Raw genomic sequence first — 17,247 nt, forward strand, 5'->3', positions numbered from 1 at the left:
CACCGTGACGCTGCCTCCCGTGACGGCACTCGGTTCTCGTGCGCCAACCCCGCGTGCGGGTGGACCGGCCACGCTGACACCAACGCCGCGATCAACATCAGCAACGCCGCAGGAACTGTGGTGTCAGACATCCCTGGAGCTTGGATGTCAAGCTATGAGGGCTTGGGATCGGTGTGACCAGGCGGTTGTCTGGTCGTAGTGGGTGCGGGTCTTGAGGCAGCCGTGGAGGATGCCGACGAGGCGGTTGCCGACCTGGCGGAGGGCTGCGTTGTGCCCGACATCGCGGGCGCGGAGCTGGTCGTAGTAGGCGCGGACCTCGGAGTCGTGCAGGATGGCGCAGGAAGCCTGGAGATGGAGCGCGTCCACGAGGCGGTCGTTGTGGACAAAGCGGGCATGAACGGTGCGCATCTTCCCGGATTGGCGGGTGATCGGGCTGGTTCCCGCGTAGTTCTTACGGGCCTTGGCAGAGGTGTAGCGTCCGGGAGCATCTCCGAACTCGGCAAGCACCCGGGCGCCGAGAACGACACCGATACCGGGCTGGCTGAGGATGATCTCAGCATCCGGGTGCCGGCCAAAATGCGCCTCGACCTCGCTCTCGAGGGTGCTGATCTCGGCGTTCAGAGTGGTGATGACCGCAACCAGGGCGCGGACAGTGGAGGCGTAGGCGGCGGTGACCAGGCCAGACTGGCCCAGATGCTCACCGCGCAATGACTGCTGGATCGCGGCGGCTTTGCCCGCGATGTCCCGGCGGCCCTTGAGTGCCGCGCTGATCTGGCTGATCGTCAGCTTCGCCGCCGCGGCCGAGGTAGGTGCCTTGGCCAGCAGCTTCAGCACCGGCTCGGAGGTCAGGCCGAGGGGCTTATAGGCGTCCAGCGCGGCGGGGAAGTAGTCGCGCAATGCGACCCGCAACCGGAGCATGTGCCGGGTGCGTTCCCACAGCAGGGTCTGGTGGGCCCGCGTGACGACCTTGACCGCCTCAGCGACCTCGGAGTCACCGGCGACCTCCAGCAGTTGGTGGTGGCGGGTGCGCACCATGTCGGCCAGCGCATGGGCGTCGCCCCTGTCACTTTTGGCGCCGGAGCTGCTCAGAATCTCCCGATGCCGGGCGGCCTGCTTGGGGTCCACCCCGAACACCCGGTATCCAGCTGCCCGCAGCGCCCGCACCCACGGGCCCCGGTCGGTCTCGATACACACCAGCACGTCAGACGGCTCGGCGTCCTCGGCCACGAACCGGGCCACCAGTTCGTGGAAGCGCGATATCCCGGCTATGCCCTCGGGCAGCCGTACTCGCTTGAGAACCTTTCCGGCCTCGTCCTGGACCTCCACATCGTGATGTTCCTCAGCCCAGTCATCTCCGACGAACAGCACCGAGCCCCCAAAGATCGACAACATAACCAGCAGCCTGCAGGAGCCGGTCAGCGACCTAATGGACAAGTGTTCACGCCATGCGATCGGCGGACACGACATCCCATCAGCGATCAAGACCCCTGACCACTGGTGAGGGCACAATCTGACACTAGGACTCGAGATCCAGGCCGTGGAAGTGCTCACTCACCAGCGGCTACCAGGCACCGAGTCTGCCCGAACAGCAGGCCCGGTAGCTTCCATTAGGACGTGGAGACCTCGGGGCTGCCCGGTCTGTGAAGCGTCAACCCCCGCGCGCCGCTTGACCGTGACGCGACGGGAGAAGCTCCGGCCTTCAGGCCGGGGAGGAGTTCAATCGTACGCCGAAGAGACCCCGCCGCCGCCACCGAGGTCCGCCAGGCGGCCCCCGTGACCACCGTCGGGATCGTCGGGACCGGGCCGGAGGCGGCGACGCTCGCCGCGGCCGTCGACGGCGCCGGATTCACGGCCGTGGTGGCGGAGAGCTCCGACCTGGCCCCGGTGAGGAACGCCGACGTGATCGTCGCGCTGTCCGACCGCCCCATTGTCGAGCTCGCCGTACGGCTCCCGCACCCGGACCGGCTGGCCGGGCTGCACCTCGTGGGCGACGACGTGGCCGAGGTCGCCTCCACCGTGCTGACCTCCGAGGAGACGACCGGGGCCGTCCGCGATCTGGTGGAGATCCTGGGACGGACGCCGGTGATGTGCGGGGACCGGGCGGAGTTCGTCGTCAACGCCCTGCTGTACGCGCACATCAACGACGCGGTCCGCATGCTGGAGTCGGGATACGCCTCGGCGGGCGACATCGACACCGGGATGCGGCTCGGCTGTGGATACCCCGCCGGGCCGCTGGAGATGCTCGACGCCATCGGCCTGGAGGCGGTCAGGGACGGGCTCCGCGCCCTCTACGCGGAGTACCGCGAGCCGTCCTTCGCTCCCGCGCCGCTGCTCGACCAGCTCGTCACGGCCGGGGTGCCGAGCATCCGGGAATACGCCGGCTGAACGGCTCCTGACTGAACGGCTCCTGACTGAACGACTCCTACGGCCGCGTCACGCCGGTCGGGGCCGGGAGTCCGCCACCGCCGGATAGGCCAGGACGTCACCGGTCACGGTGAGCGTGACCAGCGCGCCGGTCGCCGGAAGGTCACCGCCCGAGACGCGGGCGGTGACCTGTGGTCCGCCGGGCACGCCGGACAGCAGGTCCAGCCGTACGGCGGCGTCGTGCCCGAAGTAACTGACCTCCGCGACACGAGCCGCCACCCCGGCGGCGTCCGAAGCGTGGTCCAGCCGGATCTGCTCCGGCCGGATCAGCACCTGGGCCGGTCCGTTCGCGGGCGCGCCGCCGTCATGTCGGCCGCTGTCCCCGATGTTGTCCCCGACGTTGTCCCCGATGTCGTCCCCGATGTCGTCTCGGCCGACGTTCCCGGCCGGCTCGCGTACGGCGAGGCTGCCGAGGGCGCACTCCGCCCGTCCGTCACGGAGAACCGCGGACAGGAGCACCGCCTCTCCGACGAACTCGGCCACCCCGGCGTCGCACGGGTACCCGTAGACGGTCGCGGGAGAGTCGAGCTGGACGAGGCGGCCCTGCCGCATGACGGCCACCTGGTCGGCGAGCGAGAGCGCCTCGCTCTGGTCGTGGGTGACGAGCACGGCGGTGGCCTGGGTCCTGCGCAGGGCTTGGGCCACGGCCCGCCGGGTTCCTTCACGCAGGCCCGCGTCGAGTGAGGAGAAGGGTTCGTCGAGGAGGACGACGGACGGCTCGGGGGCGAGGGCCCGCGCCAGCGCGACCCGCTGCTGCTGCCCGCCGGAGAGCTCGTGCGGGAACCTCGTGGCGAGCCGCTGCTCGAGGCCGACGAGATCGAGCAGTTCGGCCACCCGCGCACCGGTCTTGCGGGCCCGCCGGGGCAGCCCGAACGTGATGTTGGCCGCCACGGTCAGATGCGGGAACAGCGCGCCTTCCTGGGGGACGTATCCGACGCGTCGCCGCTGGGGCGGCACGGAACGACCGTCGGCGAAAACCGTCTCCTCACCGAAGGCGATGGTGCCGGCGTCCGGGTCGGCGAAGCCCGCGATCAGCCGCAGCAGCGTGGTCTTGCCGCAGCCCGAGGGGCCCAGGACCGCGGTGAGGGTCCGCGGGCGGATGCGCAGGTCGATCCCCATGAGCACCGGGGTGGCCCCGAAGGACTTGGTGACTCCGGTGATGGTCAGCCCGGTGATGGTTGAGGCCGTCATCCGCGCGCTCCTCGTCGTGACTCTCGGGTGAGCAGGTAGGTCGCCGGTGCCGAGATCAGCACCATCAGAGCCGCGTAGGGTGCGGACGCGGCGTACGCGATGCTGTCGCTGTGGCTCCAGAACTGGGTGGCCAGCGTCTGCGTGCCGATGGGTGCGAGCAGCAGTGTCGCGGTCAGTTCGGTGACGATGGCGATGAAGACCAGGGCGGCGCCGGCCCCCAGCCCCGGGGCGATCAGCGGCAGCGTGACCCGCCGGAAGGTGGCCGCGCGGCCGAGGCCGAGCGCGTGCGCGACGTCCTCCAGCGCGGGCGCCGACTGAGCCAGCGCGGAACGGACGTTCACCATGGCCCGGGGCAGGAAGAGGATCGTGTAGGCGACCAGCAGCAGCGCCGTCGTCTGGTAGAGCGGCGGCGTGAGCCGGATCGCGATCGTCACCAGGGCGAGCGCCACGACGATGCCGGGCAGCGCGTTGCCGAAGTAGGTGCTGCGCTCCAGCGCGACGCTCAGCCTTCCTGGCCTGCGGACGCACAGCCAGGCCACCGGAATCGCCAGGATCGAGGTGAGGAGTGCCCCCGCCGCGCCCAGTCCGATCGAGGTGAGCGTGGAGGAGAGCAGGGGCTCCACCGGGATGGCCGCGGAGCTTCCCGCCGTCAGCCAGTACACCAGGCTGCCCAGCGGCACCCCCAGCGCGAGCGCGATCAGCACGCCCAGGCCGAGCAGCGCCGGAACCGTGAACCCGCCCAGGCGGGCCCGTACGGCGGGGCGTGCCACTCCGGCGCCCAGGCGCGCGTAGCGGGCGCGCCCGCGCAGCCGCAACTCGGCGAGGAGCAGCACCAGGCACAGCAGCACCAGCACCCCGGCCAGCATGTTGGCGGCGGGACCGTTGAACGTCGACTGGTACTGGTCGTAAATCGCGGTCGTGAAGGTGGGGAAGCGCAGCATCTGCAGGGCGCCGAACTCGGCCAGCAGGTGCAGGCTGATCAGCAGCGACCCGCCGAGCAGGGCGGGCCGCAGCTGGGGGAGGACGACGCGCAGGAAGGTCCGCCAGGGGGTGTGCCCGAGCGCGTGCGCGGTCTCCTCGAGCGCCGGGTCGAGCCCGCGCAGCGCGGCGGCGACCGGGAGGTAGACCAGCGGAAAGTACGACAGGGTCACGATGAGCAGGGCACCGCCGTATCCGGTGGCCCACGGAACGACGGAGACCCAGCCGAAACTGTTGACGAACGCGGGAACGGCCAGAGGCGCCACGAGCAGCACGTTCCACACCCGCCGGCCGGGCAGCGTGGTGCGCTCCACCAGCCAGGCCGCGCCGGTGCCGAGCAGCGCGCACAGCAGCACGCAGCCGGCCGCGAGCCGTACTGTGTTCCACAGCAGCTCCCCGGTCCGCGGCCGGACGATGAGCCGCACCGCCTCCGCCGGGCCGACGCTCACCGAGTAACCGGCGACGAAGACCAGCGGGATCAGCGCGACCAGCGCCACGAGCGCCGCGGCCGCCAGCACAAGGGGCGGGTAGAACCGCGGGGTGCGGCCCGCCCTCGTTCGGCGTGGCACGCCGGGAAGGGGGGCGGGGGCGTCCGTGGACGACACCTAGAGCAGTCCCGCCTGCTGCATGAGCTCGACCACCTTGGGGCCGTTGAGCGTGGAGACGTCGACGGAGGGGGGATCGAGCTCGCTCAGCGGCTTGAGCACGGGGTTGGCGGGGACGTCGCTGGCGATGCTGTACTCCAGGGCCGTGCTCGCGGAGAGGATCTGCTGGCCGTTCTTGCCGGTGAGGTACTTCACGAGTTGCTGAGCCTGCTCCGGGTGCTTGCTCGACTTGAGCACTCCGGCTCCGGAGACGCTGACGAACGCCCCGGCGTCCTTACCGCCGAAGTACTTGAGCTCGGTGTTCGAGCTGTTCGTGCCCGACTCCGCCCGGTCCTTGTACCAGTAGTAGTGGTAGATGACGCCGGCCTGGATCTCGCCCGCGTTCACCGCCTTCATGACGGCGGAGTTGCCCTGGTAGATCTTCGCGTTGGCCTTCAGGCCCTTGAGCCACTCAGCCGCCGCCTGCTCGCCCTCCACGGCGACGACCGCACTGACGATCGCCTGGAAGTCGGCGCCGGCCGCGGCGATGCCGATCTTGTCCTTCCACTCCGGCTTGGCCAGGTCCATGATCGACGCGGGCAGCTTCTCGGGCGTCAGCGCCGTGGAGTTGTACGCGAGGACGGTGGCCCGGGCGGCGAAACCCACCCAGTTGCGGCTCGACGGGACGAACTGTGCGGGCACCTGGGACAACGTCGCGTCGTCGACCTTGGCGAATCCGCCGTGGGTGTCCACCAATCCCATGGCCGGCGAGTTCTCGGTCAGGAAGACGTCGGCGGGCGACGCCGCCCCTTCCTGGACGAGCTGGTTCGCCAGCTCGAAGTCCTTGCCGGACCGGATGTCCACCTTGATGCCGGTGTCCTTGGTGAAGCCCGCCACCATCGCCTCGATAAGGTCGTCGTGCTGGGCGTTGTACAGCGTCAGGGTGCCCTTGTCCGACGCCGTGGTGGCGTCGCCTCCGCAGGCCGTCGTCATCATCATCGCGAGGGCGGCGATCCCCGCCAGCGCCATCGTCATGTGTCTGGGCCGTCGCATGCCGTCCCCATCTCTCTCAGAAACCCGTCAGGCTTTGCTTAGGTTAGGCATACCTTAGCGGGACCTCGGATCCGGGTAAGCACGGGCCCCTGGAAGAATGGGGGAGGATCTCCCGTTCCGACTGACATGAACCTCCCGCAAGGACCGTCGTCATGAGCCCCCGCCGTGCCCGCCGCCTGAGCCCGTTCGACCGCGCCAACGGTCGTGGCACCGCTCGTCCGGTCGGCTCGGTGCCGGGTGTGGACCGCGTGGAGACCTCGTCCGACGGCGAGTGGGTGGTGCGGAACGTGTCGGGGTCCGCACTCGCCAAGAGCTACCGATGTCCCGGGTGCGACCAGGAAATCCGTGTCGGCGTGCCGCATATCGTGAGCTGGCCCAACTGGCCGGGGGGCGAGGACGAGCGCCGGCACTGGCACACCGCCTGCTGGCGTAACCGCGTCAACCGCGGGCCGGGCCGTACGCGCTACTGACCCCGGCCCCTGCCCCCACGGGGTACGTGAGGGACGGTAGAGCTCGTCCGGCCCGGGACACCGGGACGGACCATCACATGATCGTGCAGGAGGTTTCGGGATGGTGGCGGAGATCCGGGCGTCGACGGTGCTGCCCGCGCGGCGCGAGGACATCGAGTTGCACACGGCCGACGGGCTGACGCTGGTCGGGGAGCTGGCGCTGCCCGAGGACAGGCCGCCGGTAGCCACGCTGGTCTGCCTGCACCCGCTGCCCACACACGGCGGCATGATGGACAGCCACGTGCTGCGCAAGGCGTCCTACCGCCTGCCGGCGCTGGCCGATCTCGCCGTGCTGCGCTTCAACACCCGAGGCACCACCTCCGATCGCGGGACCTCCGAGGGCGCTTTCGGCGACGGCGTGGACGAGCGGTTCGACGTGGCGGCGGCCCTGGAGTACGCCGAGTTCCACGACCTGCCCCACCCGTGGCTCGTCGGATGGTCCTTCGGCACCGAGCTGGCCCTCAGGTGGGGTCGCGACCCCCTCGTCCAGGGCGCGATCCTGCTCTCGCCGCCGCTCCGCCGCGCGTCGGACTCGGACCTGGACGCCTGGGCGGAGTTCGGCAGGCCGCTGGTCGCGCTGGTGCCCGAACACGACGACTACCTCCAGCCCGAGGAGGCCCGCAAGCGATTCGCCCGCGTGCCGCAGGCCGAGGTCGTCGGGGTCGACGGCGCCAAGCACCTCTGGGTCGGCGAGCCGTACGTGCGGATCGTGCTCGACGAGATCGTCAAGCGGGTGAACCCGGCGGCCGGGCCGCTGCCCACGCAGATCTGAGCCTCCCCGGGGCGGGGTGCCGTGCTGGAAGTCGAAGCGGTATAAAACAGGAACGGTAGAGCTATGTTCTGTTCCAGGGAGGCACCGTGCAGGCGTTCGATCTCTCCGGCAAGAAGGCGTTCGTCACGGGGGCGTCCCGCGGCATCGGCAGGGCCATCGCCCTCACGTTCGCCGAGGCGGGAGCCGACGTGGCCCTCGTCTCCCGATCCGCCGAGAACCTCGCCCAGGTGGCCAAGGAGGTCGAGGACCTCGGCCGCCAGGCCCACGTCATCCCCTGCGACGTGACCGACCGCGAGGCCGTGGCGGCAGCCGTCCACGCGGCGATCGAGGCGCTCGGCCACGTGGACGTCGTCGTCAACAACGCCGGCGGTTCGAGCTTCCTCGCCGAGTTCAAGGACCTGCGGCTGAGCGGCTGGGACAAGCTCATGCGGCTCAACCTGGACTCGGCGATGGCCGTCCTGCACGCGCTCGCTCCCCACCTGCTCGAGCGCGGCGGCGGCTCCGTCATCAACGTCGCGTCCGTCGCGGCCAAGGGCGCCCCGTTCCTCGCCCCGTACGCGGCGGCCAAGGCCGGGCTGGTGGCCCTGACCAAGACCCTCGCGATCGAGTGGGCGTCCCGCGGCGTCCGGGTGAACGCGCTGTGCCCCGGATGGACCGCGACGGAGCTCAACCGCAACCTGTGGGAGGACGAGAACGCCAGCAGGGCCACCATCAGCGGGGTCCCGATGGGACGCTGGGGTACCCCCGACGAGATGGCTTACCCGGCGCTGTTCCTCGCCGGCTCGGCCTCCGCCTACATGACCGGCCAGGTCCTGTTCGTCGACGGAGGACAGACCGCCACGGCGTGAGCGCGATCTTCCCGGTGCGGCCGAGTCGGGGGATGGCAGGCGGCCGAACGCGGGTTACGGTGACCATGTGCAGCTGTACTCGCGATCGGCCGGATCCGGGACGCCCGTGGTCCTGCTCCACGCCTTCCCGCTCTCCTCGGCGATGTGGCTGGCGCAGCGTGAGGGGCTGGCGCCGGCCTGCCGGGTGATCACCCCTGACCTGCGCGGCTTCGGCGGCTCGCGGCTGGGGGACGAGGCGCCCTCGCTCGACCTCATGGCCGACGACGTGGCGCGGCTCCTCGATCACGAGGGCGTCGAACGGGCGGTGGTCGGCGGCCAGTCCATGGGCGGTTACGTCACGATGGCCTTCTGCCGCCGCCACCCCGACCGCCTGCTCGGCGTGGTCCTCGCCGACACGAAGGCGGCGGCCGACCCGCCACCCGCCCGGGAGAACCGGGAGCGGATCGCGGAGGCCGTGCTCCGCGACGGCTCGGAGATCCTCGTGCGGGAGGTCCTGCCGCCGCAGCTCGGCGCGACGACCAAGCAGGGTAGGCCCATGGTGGCCGGCCGGGTCCGCGGCCTGGTCCAGAGCGCGCCGCCGGCGGCCGTGGCGTGGGCGCAGCGCGCGATGGCGGCCCGCCCAGACTCCTCCGACACGCTTCGCACTCTGAAGGTGCCCGCGCTGGTCGTCGTGGGGGACGAGGACGAGCTGTCCCCGCCGGCCGAGGCGGAGGCGATGGCCGGGACGGTGCCCGACGGCAGGCTTGTCGTGATCGAGAAGGCCGGTCATCTGTCCGCGATGGAACAGCCCGAGGCGTTCAACCACGCCGTCGCGGACTTCGTCCGTTCCCTGGCCTGAGCGGCCGACCCTGAGCTGCCGACTCTGAGCTGCCGACCCTGAGAGCGGCCGACCCTGAGCGGCCGACTCGGGGCGGTGAGCGAGGGGCGGACGCGGCCGACGGGGTCACCGTCCAGGCCTGCGTCCCCTCCCTCTGCTTTCCTCCCTCGGGAGCTCACGGAGTCAAGCTCCGTGTCTGCTCCATGTCGTCACCTTTACGGCTCGACACCCCGATTGTGGTACAAACTTGTGACCTGATCCGGCCATTGGCCGGAACATGCCACGGAGGTGTACGTTGTGGGACGCCATCGGGCTGGACGTTCTCGAAGAACGGATCTATCGTCTGCTGCTCCGTGACCCCCGCTGTTCGGTGGAAGAGTGCGCGCGGCGGCTGGAGGCGTCGACCGACGCCGTACGCGCCTCGGTCGACCGGCTCATGGAGCTCGGCCTGCTGGAGTCGTCCGGTGGGCACGGCCTGCGCGCGGCCGACCCCAGGATCGGCCTCGGCGGGGCGATCCGCCGCCGCCGGGCCGAGCTGGACCGGCTGACGCTGGAGGCCGAGGAGCTGGCGGCCTCCTTCCAGGAGGGGCTGCTGCGCGCCGATCCCGAACGCGTCATCGAGGTCGTCGAAGGCTCGGCCGCCGCGGGTCGGCGGGTGGGGGAGCTGCTGGCCGGCGCGTCCAAGGAGGTGCTCGCGCTGGATGCCCCGCCGTACGCCGCCTTGGGGACGTCGATCAGCGCCGAGGAATCGGCCATGGCACGCGGTGTGCGCTGCCGTGCGATCTACTCGTCCGCCGTGCTGGACCTGCCCGCCAAGCTCGACGAGATCCGGAAGATGATGAGCCTCGGCGAGCAGTCACGGGTGCACGCCAACCTGCCGATCAAGCTGGTCCTGGTCGACGGCACGACCGCCCTGCTGCCGCTCACCGGCAGCGAGGAGGGCATCCGCTTCACCTCCGTCGTGGTACGGCACAGCGCGCTCACGGACGCCCTGGTCGCGCTGTTCGAGACCCTGTGGCGCGAGGCCGCCCCTCTCGCGGGGACGTCGGCCGTACCGGGTCTGGACGCGGTGGACCGGCAGATCCTGGAGCTGCTGGCGGTCGGGATGAAGGACGAGGCGATCCTGCGGCACCTCGGCATCTCCGAGCGGACCCTGCGGCGCCGGATCGCCTCGCTGCTCGGCCGTCTGGGCGCGACCGGCCGGTTCCAGGCCGGAGTGCAGGCCGCCCGCCGCGGCTGGATCTGAGATCTCAAGGGCGCCCCGAGCCGCCGAGCGGAGCGAGGCCAATAAACACAGCAGGGCCCGGCGGAGGTGATCCGCTGGGCCCCGTTCAGTGTGCCGGAATAGCCGTCGCCAACTCCCCGAAAGCGCCGGCCGTTACTCCTGCCACCACTCGGCGTCGTCGTCGGCCTTGGCGCTGGTCTCGACGGGCTTGGAGACCGAGGCGGGCTTGTCGACACCGCTCGGGGCCGCGGACAGCGCGGGCTTGGCCGGGGAGGCCGCGACCGGCGCGGGCTCCGGGTCCATGCCGGGCAGCGGGGCGCCACCGAGCAGCTGGCGCAGCTGGGCGAGGTGGCTGGTGATGCTGTCGCGCTGGCGGGTCAGCTCGTCGACCTGGCGCTGCATGGAGGTGCGGGTGCGCTCGGCCTCGTTCTTGGCGTCGGTCACGATCGACTCGGAGCTGGCCTTGGCCTCGGCCACGAGCTGGTCGGCGTTCTTCCGCGCGTTGGCGAGCAGCTGCTTGGCGTGGGTGTCGGCCTCGCGGCGGGTCTGCTCGGCCTGCTGGGTCGCCTTGCTGGCCCGCTGCTCGGCGGTGGCGGCGCGCTGCTCCGCCTCGGCGACGAGCTTCTGCGTGTTGGTCTGGGCGGTGGCGTGGCGCTCGGCCTCCTGCCGCTCGGCCTCCTCGCGGCGGGACGCGAGCTGGATCTCGAACTCCGCCTCGTCCTGCGCCCGCTTGGCCTCGGACTCCTCCAGCACGCGCTGCGCCTGGGCGCGCATCTCGTCGGCCTGGCGCTTGGCGGTGGTGAGCACCTCGTCACGCTCGCGCTTGGTGGACGCCCGGAGCTGGGCCACCTCGCGCTCGGTGGTGGTGCGCAGCTTGGCGATCTCCCGCTCGGCGTCCGCCCGCTTCTCGGCGACCTCGTGGTCGGCGGTGGCGCGAACCTTGGCGACCTCCCGCTCGGTGGTCGAGGTCAGCTCGTCGGCCTCCCGCTTGGCGGTCGAGCGGATCTCGTCGGCGTCCCGCTCGGCCGTGCTGCGCATGTCCTCGGCCTCGCGCGCGGCGAGGGCGCGCTTCTCGGCCGCCTCGTTCTCGGCGGCGGCGCGCATGTCGGCGGCGTCGACCTTGGCCGCCGCCTTGATCTCGTTCGCCTCGGACCTGGCGGCCTGGACGAGCTCGGTGGCCTGCTCCTCCGCAAGACGAAGCAACTGCTCAATGCGGGCACCGAGCCCCGAATAGGTCGGACGCTCCTGCTCCTGCAACTGGCGCTGCGAGTCCGAAAGGTCCCGCTGGAGCGTGCCGACCTGTTCCCGGGCCTGACGCAGTTCGGTGTCGAGCGTCTTCAAGTGGTCGTGGACCTGGTGCCGGTCATAGCCGCGGAGCACCACGTCGAATTCCCGAGAAGGGGCGTCTTCAAAGAAATTGTTGAGCTGGGCGTCGATGTCGGACTGCATGAGGCTCGATCCTGGGTTGTCGAGACGGCTACACGGGCCGGACGGGGGGTTCGGACAGAGGAGGCGGGGAGCCCATCTCAGGATCCACGTCCGGTGATAGGCCAGCGTACTCCGGTGCTGCCGCGTTGGCGGCCCCCTCCGACTTTATGCGCGACTTGTTACGTATGAACCTTTCTTGTGTTCAGAGTGTCAATGCCGCGCTGTCTCGACCAGCTCCGTCAGGACTCCTCCCACGTCTTTCGGGTGGAGAAACGCGATTGACGCGCCCATTGAACCGTGCCTCGGACGCTCATCGATGAGTTTTATGCCCTTTGCGGCGATATCCTGCAAGGCTTGCGTGACATCCGCCACGCCATAGCCGATGTGGTGCACACCCTCGCCGCGCTTCGCCAGGAACTTTCCGACCGCGGTGTCCGGGTGAAGGGGCTCCAGCAGCTGCACGTACGAGGCGCCGCTGGGACCGTCGGTCACGTGCAGCATCGCCTCCCTCACGCCCTGCTCCTCGTTCACCTCACGGCTCACGACCGTGAGCCCGAACGTCGACTCGTAGAACTCGATCTTCTCTTCGAGGTTGTGGCAGGCGATGCCCACGTGATCGATCCTGAGCAGCATGTCTCACTCCGTCCGCATCACAGTCCGCGCTCCAGTCCGTGCTCCCGCCCGTCCGGCGACCACTGTTCCACGTGTGGAACATATGGCCGACCACCATGGCGATCGCTCGGGCACTCCTGGGTATCGTGACATCGTCGCCCCGATCCCGTGATGGAGGCCCCTCCAATGTCCGGTTCCGTGATCGTCGCAGGAGCTCGTACGCCCATCGGGCGGTTGCTGGGCTCACTCGCCGGCCTGTCCGCCGTCGACCTCGGTGGCATCGCCATCAAGGCCGCGCTCGAGCGCGCCGGCGTCGCGCCATCCGATGTGCAATATGTGATCATGGGGCAGGTGCTCCAGGCCGGCGCGGGCCAGATCCCGTCCCGGCAGGCCGCCGTCAAGGCGGGCATCCCCATGACCGTCCCGTCGCTGACGATCAACAAGGTGTGCCTCTCCGGGCTCGACGCGATCGCCCTGGCCGACCAGCTCATCCGGGCCGGCGAGTTCGACATCGTGGTCGCCGGCGGCATGGAGTCCATGACCAACGCGCCGCACCTGCTGCCCGGCCTGCGCAAGGGAGTCAAGTACGGCCCGGCCGGCATCGTCGACTCCATGGCCTTCGACGGGCTCACCGACGCCTTCGACCAGATCGCCATGGGCGAGTCGACCGAGCGGCACAACGCCCGGCTCGGCATCACCCGCGAGGAGCAGGACGAGTTCTCCGCCCGCTCCCACCAGCTCGCGGCCCAGGCCACCAAGACCGGCGTCTTCGACGACGAGATCGTGCCCGTCAGCCTGCCGGGGCGCAAGGGCGGCGAGCCCATCGTGTTCTCGGCCGATGAGGGCATCCGCGGCGACACCACGGCCGAGACGCTCGCCGGGCTGCGGCCGGCCTTCGCCAAGGACGGCACGATCACGGCGGCGTCGGCCTCGCAGATCTCCGACGGCGCCGTCGCCGTCGTCGTCATGTCGCGGGCGAAGGCCGAGGAGCTCGGCCTGGAGTGGCTGGCCGAGATCGGGGCGCACGGCAACGTCGCCGGACCGGACAACTCGCTCCAGTCCCAGCCGGCCAACGCGATCAAGCACGCGCTGGGCAAGCAGGGCCTGTCCGCAGACGACCTCGACCTGGTGGAGATCAACGAGGCGTTCGCCCAGGTGGTGCTCCAGTCCGTCAAGGAGCTCGGCGTCCCGCTGGACAAGGTCAACGTCAACGGCGGCGGCATCGCGCTGGGCCACCCGATCGGCGCGTCCGGCGCGCGCATCGTGCTCACGCTGGCCCACGAGCTGAAGCGGCGCGGCGGCGGCGTGGGCGCGGCCGGCCTGTGCGGAGGCGGCGGCCAGGGCGACGCCCTGATCATCCGCGTCCCCTCGCGCGACTGATCCGCACCCCGTGCGCGCGGGCGTCACCGCCCGCGCGACGGAGGCCGTACGCGATCAAGCGTTTAGGCTGGTCAGCGGGCGACCAGGACGGGAGGTCTCCATGGACGTCGGGGCGCTCGTGGCGGACGCGAAGCGGGGACGGCCCCGCGCCGTCGCCCGGCTGATCACCCTGATCGAGAACGCGACCGCGGTGCCGGGTGGCGTCGATCCGCTGCGCGAGGTGATGGCGGCGTTCGCCGCCGAGAGGGGCCCCGGAGGCGCCGGCGGGCGGCGCGGGCCGTACGGCGCGCGGGTGATCGGGCTGACCGGGTCCCCGGGCGTGGGGAAGTCGACCTCGACCGGCATGCTCATCCGGGCGCTCCGCAAGCGCGGCCAGCGGGTCGGCGTCCTGGCCGTGGACCCGTCCAGCCCGTTCACGGGCGGCGCGCTGCTGGGTGACCGGGTACGGATGCAGGAGCACGCCACCGACCCCGAGGTCTTCATCCGCAGCATGGCGAGCCGGGGCCACCTCGGAGGTCTCGCGTGGGCCACCCCGCAGGCCCTCCGGGTGCTGGACGCGGCCGGGTGCGACGTGATCCTGGTCGAGACCGTCGGTGTCGGCCAGGCCGAGGTCGATGTCGCGCGGCTGGCGGACACCACGATCGTCCTGCTCGCGCCGGGGATGGGCGACGGCATCCAGGCGGCGAAGGCCGGCATCCTGGAGGTCGCGGACGTGTTCGTGGTCAACAAGGCCGACCGTGACGACGCCCACGCGGTGGTCCGCGAGCTGCGGAACATGGTCGCGCTGGTCCACGCGCCGTGGAAGCCGCCGATCGTCTCCACGGTGGCGTCGAAAGGCGAGGGGGTCGACGACCTGCTCGCCGCGCTCGACAAACACGCCGCGTACCTCGACGAGTCGGGTGAGTTGCGCCGCCGCAGGCTGGCCCGCGCGCGGGACGAGATCGAGACCATCGCGCTGGCGCAGCTGCGGGCGCGGTTCGCGCTGGCCGGCCGCGAGCGGCGGCTCGACCTCCTCGCGGAACGCCTGCTGGCCGCCGAGACCGACCCCTACACCGCCGCCGACGACCTGCTCTCCTCGCTCGGCTGATCCCGGCTGATCCCGGCTGATCCCGGCTGCTTGCGTGGCTGATCGCGGCGCTCGGCTGATCCGGCGCGCGCGGGGGCGTCAGGGCTCGGAGGAGTACTGGACCACCACGTCGGTGAAGCCGAGCGACCCCAGCATGCCCTGGAGCATGGCCCGGGTGTTCTGGTCGGCCCGCGCGCGCAGGTCGCTGGACGTGGCCGCGTCGGCGATCTTCTTCTCGGCCAGCACGTAGAGCTCCTGCTGGTTCTGCGGGGAGGACGAGAGGAAATCCGACACCCGGTCGAGCAGCCCGCGCTGCTGGGCGAAGACGTACGACCTGGTGTTGTCCAGATTGGGCTTCTCGAGCTGGGCGTGCGGGAGCCGTACGGTGACGGTCGTGCGGTCGGCCGAGACAGTGATCGCGTCCTTGGCGAGCGAGCCGAAGTCGACGTAGGCGTCGACGCTGCCCGCGCCCACGAACAGGGTCCTGGTGCCCTTGATGGCGTCGGGCAGGAAGGCGGCGTCCTTCTCCAGGTCGACGACGACCTGGAAGTTGCCGGTGGCGGCCTCGAAGCGGCTCAGGTTGTGGATGGACCGCAGCAGCACGGGACCGCTGCGGTCCACGGTCCGCTCGTCGAACGGGTCGAGCCAGGAGAGGGCGAGCCGCGCGCCGACGACGAGGAGCAATGCGAGGAAGAGCAGGCCGGCCAGCCACCGCCAGCCGCGTCGGGAGCGCCGGTTCGCCGGTTCTGCGGGCGACGACCCCTGGGGGGCTCGAGTCTGGCGGTTCACGGAAGGAGTCTTCCCGTGATCGGCCCGGTCTCACCTTGGAGTGACAAGTGGTGATCCGTCGGTTTCCGCCGGCGCATCTGGGGTCTCGCGGCCGAACGGCGGATTCATGGGGTAGCTGGGGGCGGCGGGGGCGTCCCGCCGGACGTCTCCGCCGAAGTACCGGCTCTGCAGCCGGCAGGTGGCGAAGTCCGTGTAGAACATCCGCAGCCAGTCCCGGCGCTGTGTCTCGGTCAGGTGGGCGAACCAGGTCGCGGCACGCCGGTGCTCCGCCAACGGCCCCGAGGGCAGCGGCTCGTCCCGCAGCCAGGCGATGACGATCGCGCGGTATCCGTCGGCCGGGGAGCCGGGGCACGGCCGGGCGAGCTGCTCGACGAACTCGGACGCCGCGCGGGCGGCGTACCCGGCGTCGAGATCGTCCACGTAGATGGGCACCACGCCCTTGGCGACCTTGTCGGCGTCGGAGCGTGAGCGCTGCTCGACCCGGTTGAACGCCGCGGGGGTGCCGGCCAGCCGGGCCGCGATCGTGGTGAACGTGCTGCCCAGCTCGCCGAGGCCGCCGCGCATCCCCGGATGCACGCATACGACGATCGGCCATTCCTGGCAGCTGTAGGCGAAATTCTCGCTCACCGCGACCGCCTGCGGCTCGCTCAGCAGCCGGGCCACGCCCGTACCCGCGGCGAGCAGCGCGATCATGGCGGCGGCCAGCGCGAGCGCCTGCCGCGTGACGAACGCGGCCCAGCCCAGCAGGAGCGCGACGCTGATGCCGACCAGCCACAGCGCCTGGGCGGTGAACGTCCCCAGGGGCATCATCCGGAAGGCGTCGTACGGCTCCCGGCCGGCGGGCGTCAGCCGGTCGGCCCACGGCGCGCCCGAGGCGACCCAGGTGAACAGCGCGTACGTGCCGAACCCGGCGATCAGGGGCGCGACGGCGACCGGCGCCAGCCAGCCGGCGACCCATCCGGCGACCACGTAAAGGGCGAGCCCGGCGGCTCCCAGCGCCACCCCGCCGGCGCGCAGGCCGTTGCCCTCCCCGGTCAGCAGGGCACGCACGGTGAGCACGGTCATGGTGGCGGCGAAGGACCCCACGACGACCATGAGGATCGCGAGCGGCGGCCGCACCGCCTGCCATGTGGTGAGCGTGCGGCGGCGGCCCGCGCGGCGCCTGCGCGCCGCGATCCACGCGGCGAAGGCGGCGGCGACCGGACCGGTGAGCCGGAGCGATCCGATGACCGCCACCATGATGTTGTCCCAGTCCATGACACCCGGAATCAGGACGCTCCACGCGGTGACGAGCCCAAGCACGAGCAGCACGGCCAGAAGTACGACCGCGCCCTGCTTGAGTTCCTCGCGTGAAACGCCTCTGCGGCTATCCACGACCCGGCGCGGCAGCCGGCCGCGCCCATGGTCGTGTGCGGCGCTGCGCCCGCGCCGTCAGCTGCATGTTGCCCATTAACCAAAACCCCCCGTGCGGGTGGGCGGTGGCGTCGGACCGCGCCGGTCCCCGTGGCGCTGGTCCGCAAGGTGCGCCCGCCGTGCCTGCCAGCTAGCAGACTTGGCTCGCGTTGCCCTCC

The 17,247-nt window shown here is 71.1% G+C and carries 16 protein-coding genes; 8 read left to right on the forward strand and 8 right to left on the reverse strand.

The features are described from left to right. Nucleotides 1-147: 147 nt before the first annotated feature. On the reverse strand, nt 148-1,368 hold the full coding sequence (locus QSK17_RS26345) for an IS110 family RNA-guided transposase (RefSeq protein ID WP_285708129.1): 1,221 nt from the start codon (nt 1,366-1,368) through the stop codon (nt 148-150). 405 nt (nt 1,369-1,773) lie between these two features. Between QSK17_RS26345 and QSK17_RS26350 the strand changes: the two genes are divergently transcribed. Further along, nucleotides 1,774-2,385, forward strand: a complete 612-nt coding sequence (locus QSK17_RS26350) for a 3-hydroxyacyl-CoA dehydrogenase family protein (protein WP_285708006.1) — start codon at nt 1,774-1,776, stop codon at nt 2,383-2,385. 48 nt (nt 2,386-2,433) lie between these two features. Here QSK17_RS26350 and QSK17_RS26355 read toward each other — a convergent pair whose 3' ends face one another. Genes QSK17_RS26355 through QSK17_RS26365 form a run of 3 tightly spaced genes read right to left on the reverse strand, consistent with a single transcriptional unit; the run spans nt 2,434 to nt 6,230 of the window. After that, nucleotides 2,434-3,615 carry an ABC transporter ATP-binding protein gene (locus QSK17_RS26355; protein ID WP_285708008.1) on the reverse strand — a complete coding sequence of 394 codons (1,182 nt, stop codon included), beginning with the start codon at nt 3,613-3,615 and terminating at the stop codon, nt 2,434-2,436. Then, nucleotides 3,612-5,162 carry an ABC transporter permease gene (locus QSK17_RS26360; RefSeq protein WP_285708010.1) on the reverse strand — a complete coding sequence of 517 codons (1,551 nt, stop codon included), beginning with the start codon at nt 5,160-5,162 and terminating at the stop codon, nt 3,612-3,614. Before QSK17_RS26360 ends, QSK17_RS26355 begins: the two co-directional genes overlap by 4 nt. Before the next feature lie 36 nt (nt 5,163-5,198). Continuing rightward, nucleotides 5,199-6,230 (reverse strand): iron ABC transporter substrate-binding protein, encoded by a 1,032-nt coding sequence (locus QSK17_RS26365; RefSeq protein WP_285708011.1) that lies wholly within the window; start codon nt 6,228-6,230, stop codon nt 5,199-5,201. Nucleotides 6,231-6,382: 152 nt separating this feature from the next. Here QSK17_RS26365 and QSK17_RS26370 point away from each other — a divergent pair, with 152 nt between their 5' ends. The 5 genes from QSK17_RS26370 to QSK17_RS26390 all read left to right on the forward strand — a co-directional run bounded on the left by QSK17_RS26370 (nt 6,383) and on the right by QSK17_RS26390 (nt 10,422). After that, nucleotides 6,383-6,700 (forward strand): Rv1322 family protein, encoded by a 318-nt coding sequence (locus QSK17_RS26370; protein WP_285708013.1) that lies wholly within the window; start codon nt 6,383-6,385, stop codon nt 6,698-6,700. 100 nt (nt 6,701-6,800) lie between these two features. Next, entirely contained in the window at nt 6,801-7,511 is a 711-nt protein-coding gene (locus tag QSK17_RS26375; protein ID WP_285708014.1) for an alpha/beta hydrolase, read from the forward strand. Between the two features lie 86 nt (nt 7,512-7,597). Continuing rightward, nucleotides 7,598-8,359 carry an SDR family NAD(P)-dependent oxidoreductase gene (locus tag QSK17_RS26380; RefSeq protein WP_285708016.1) on the forward strand — a complete coding sequence of 254 codons (762 nt, stop codon included), beginning with the start codon at nt 7,598-7,600 and terminating at the stop codon, nt 8,357-8,359. A gap of 67 nt (nt 8,360-8,426) precedes the next feature. Further along, nucleotides 8,427-9,197 (forward strand): alpha/beta fold hydrolase, encoded by a 771-nt coding sequence (locus tag QSK17_RS26385; RefSeq protein WP_285708017.1) that lies wholly within the window; start codon nt 8,427-8,429, stop codon nt 9,195-9,197. 274 nt (nt 9,198-9,471) lie between these two features. Further along, nucleotides 9,472-10,422, forward strand: coding sequence for a winged helix-turn-helix transcriptional regulator (locus tag QSK17_RS26390; RefSeq protein WP_285708019.1), 951 nt, complete (start codon nt 9,472-9,474; stop codon nt 10,420-10,422). Between the two features lie 132 nt (nt 10,423-10,554). On the opposite strand, the gene QSK17_RS26395 is transcribed toward QSK17_RS26390, so the two are convergent. Beyond that, nucleotides 10,555-11,850 carry a DivIVA domain-containing protein gene (locus QSK17_RS26395; protein ID WP_285708020.1) on the reverse strand — a complete coding sequence of 432 codons (1,296 nt, stop codon included), beginning with the start codon at nt 11,848-11,850 and terminating at the stop codon, nt 10,555-10,557. 189 nt (nt 11,851-12,039) lie between these two features. After that, a complete protein-coding gene (gene mce, locus QSK17_RS26400; protein WP_285708021.1) occupies nt 12,040-12,462 on the reverse strand; it encodes a methylmalonyl-CoA epimerase in 423 nt (140 codons plus the stop codon). Nucleotides 12,463-12,627: 165 nt separating this feature from the next. Between mce and QSK17_RS26405 the strand changes: the two genes are divergently transcribed. Together QSK17_RS26405 and meaB are read left to right on the forward strand one after the other, a co-directional pair. Beyond that, complete coding sequence (locus tag QSK17_RS26405) at nt 12,628-13,821, forward strand: acetyl-CoA C-acetyltransferase (protein ID WP_285708022.1); 1,194 nt, start codon at nt 12,628-12,630, stop codon at nt 13,819-13,821. A 100-nt stretch (nt 13,822-13,921) separates the two neighbouring features. Then, nucleotides 13,922-14,908 carry a methylmalonyl Co-A mutase-associated GTPase MeaB gene (gene meaB, locus QSK17_RS26410; RefSeq protein ID WP_285708023.1) on the forward strand — a complete coding sequence of 329 codons (987 nt, stop codon included), beginning with the start codon at nt 13,922-13,924 and terminating at the stop codon, nt 14,906-14,908. Between the two features lie 78 nt (nt 14,909-14,986). Here the strand turns inward: meaB and QSK17_RS26415 are convergent, their stop codons facing one another. Together QSK17_RS26415 and QSK17_RS26420 are read right to left on the reverse strand one after the other, a co-directional pair. Further along, nucleotides 14,987-15,676 (reverse strand): DUF4230 domain-containing protein, encoded by a 690-nt coding sequence (locus QSK17_RS26415; protein ID WP_285708024.1) that lies wholly within the window; start codon nt 15,674-15,676, stop codon nt 14,987-14,989. A gap of 30 nt (nt 15,677-15,706) precedes the next feature. Further along, on the reverse strand, nt 15,707-17,050 hold the full coding sequence (locus QSK17_RS26420; RefSeq protein ID WP_285708025.1) for a hypothetical protein: 1,344 nt from the start codon (nt 17,048-17,050) through the stop codon (nt 15,707-15,709). Nucleotides 17,051-17,247 lie beyond the last annotated feature (197 nt).

It is taken from the genome of Microtetraspora sp. NBRC 16547 (assembly GCF_030268965.1).
In the GTDB taxonomy this organism is placed as follows: domain Bacteria; phylum Actinomycetota; class Actinomycetes; order Streptosporangiales; family Streptosporangiaceae; genus Microtetraspora.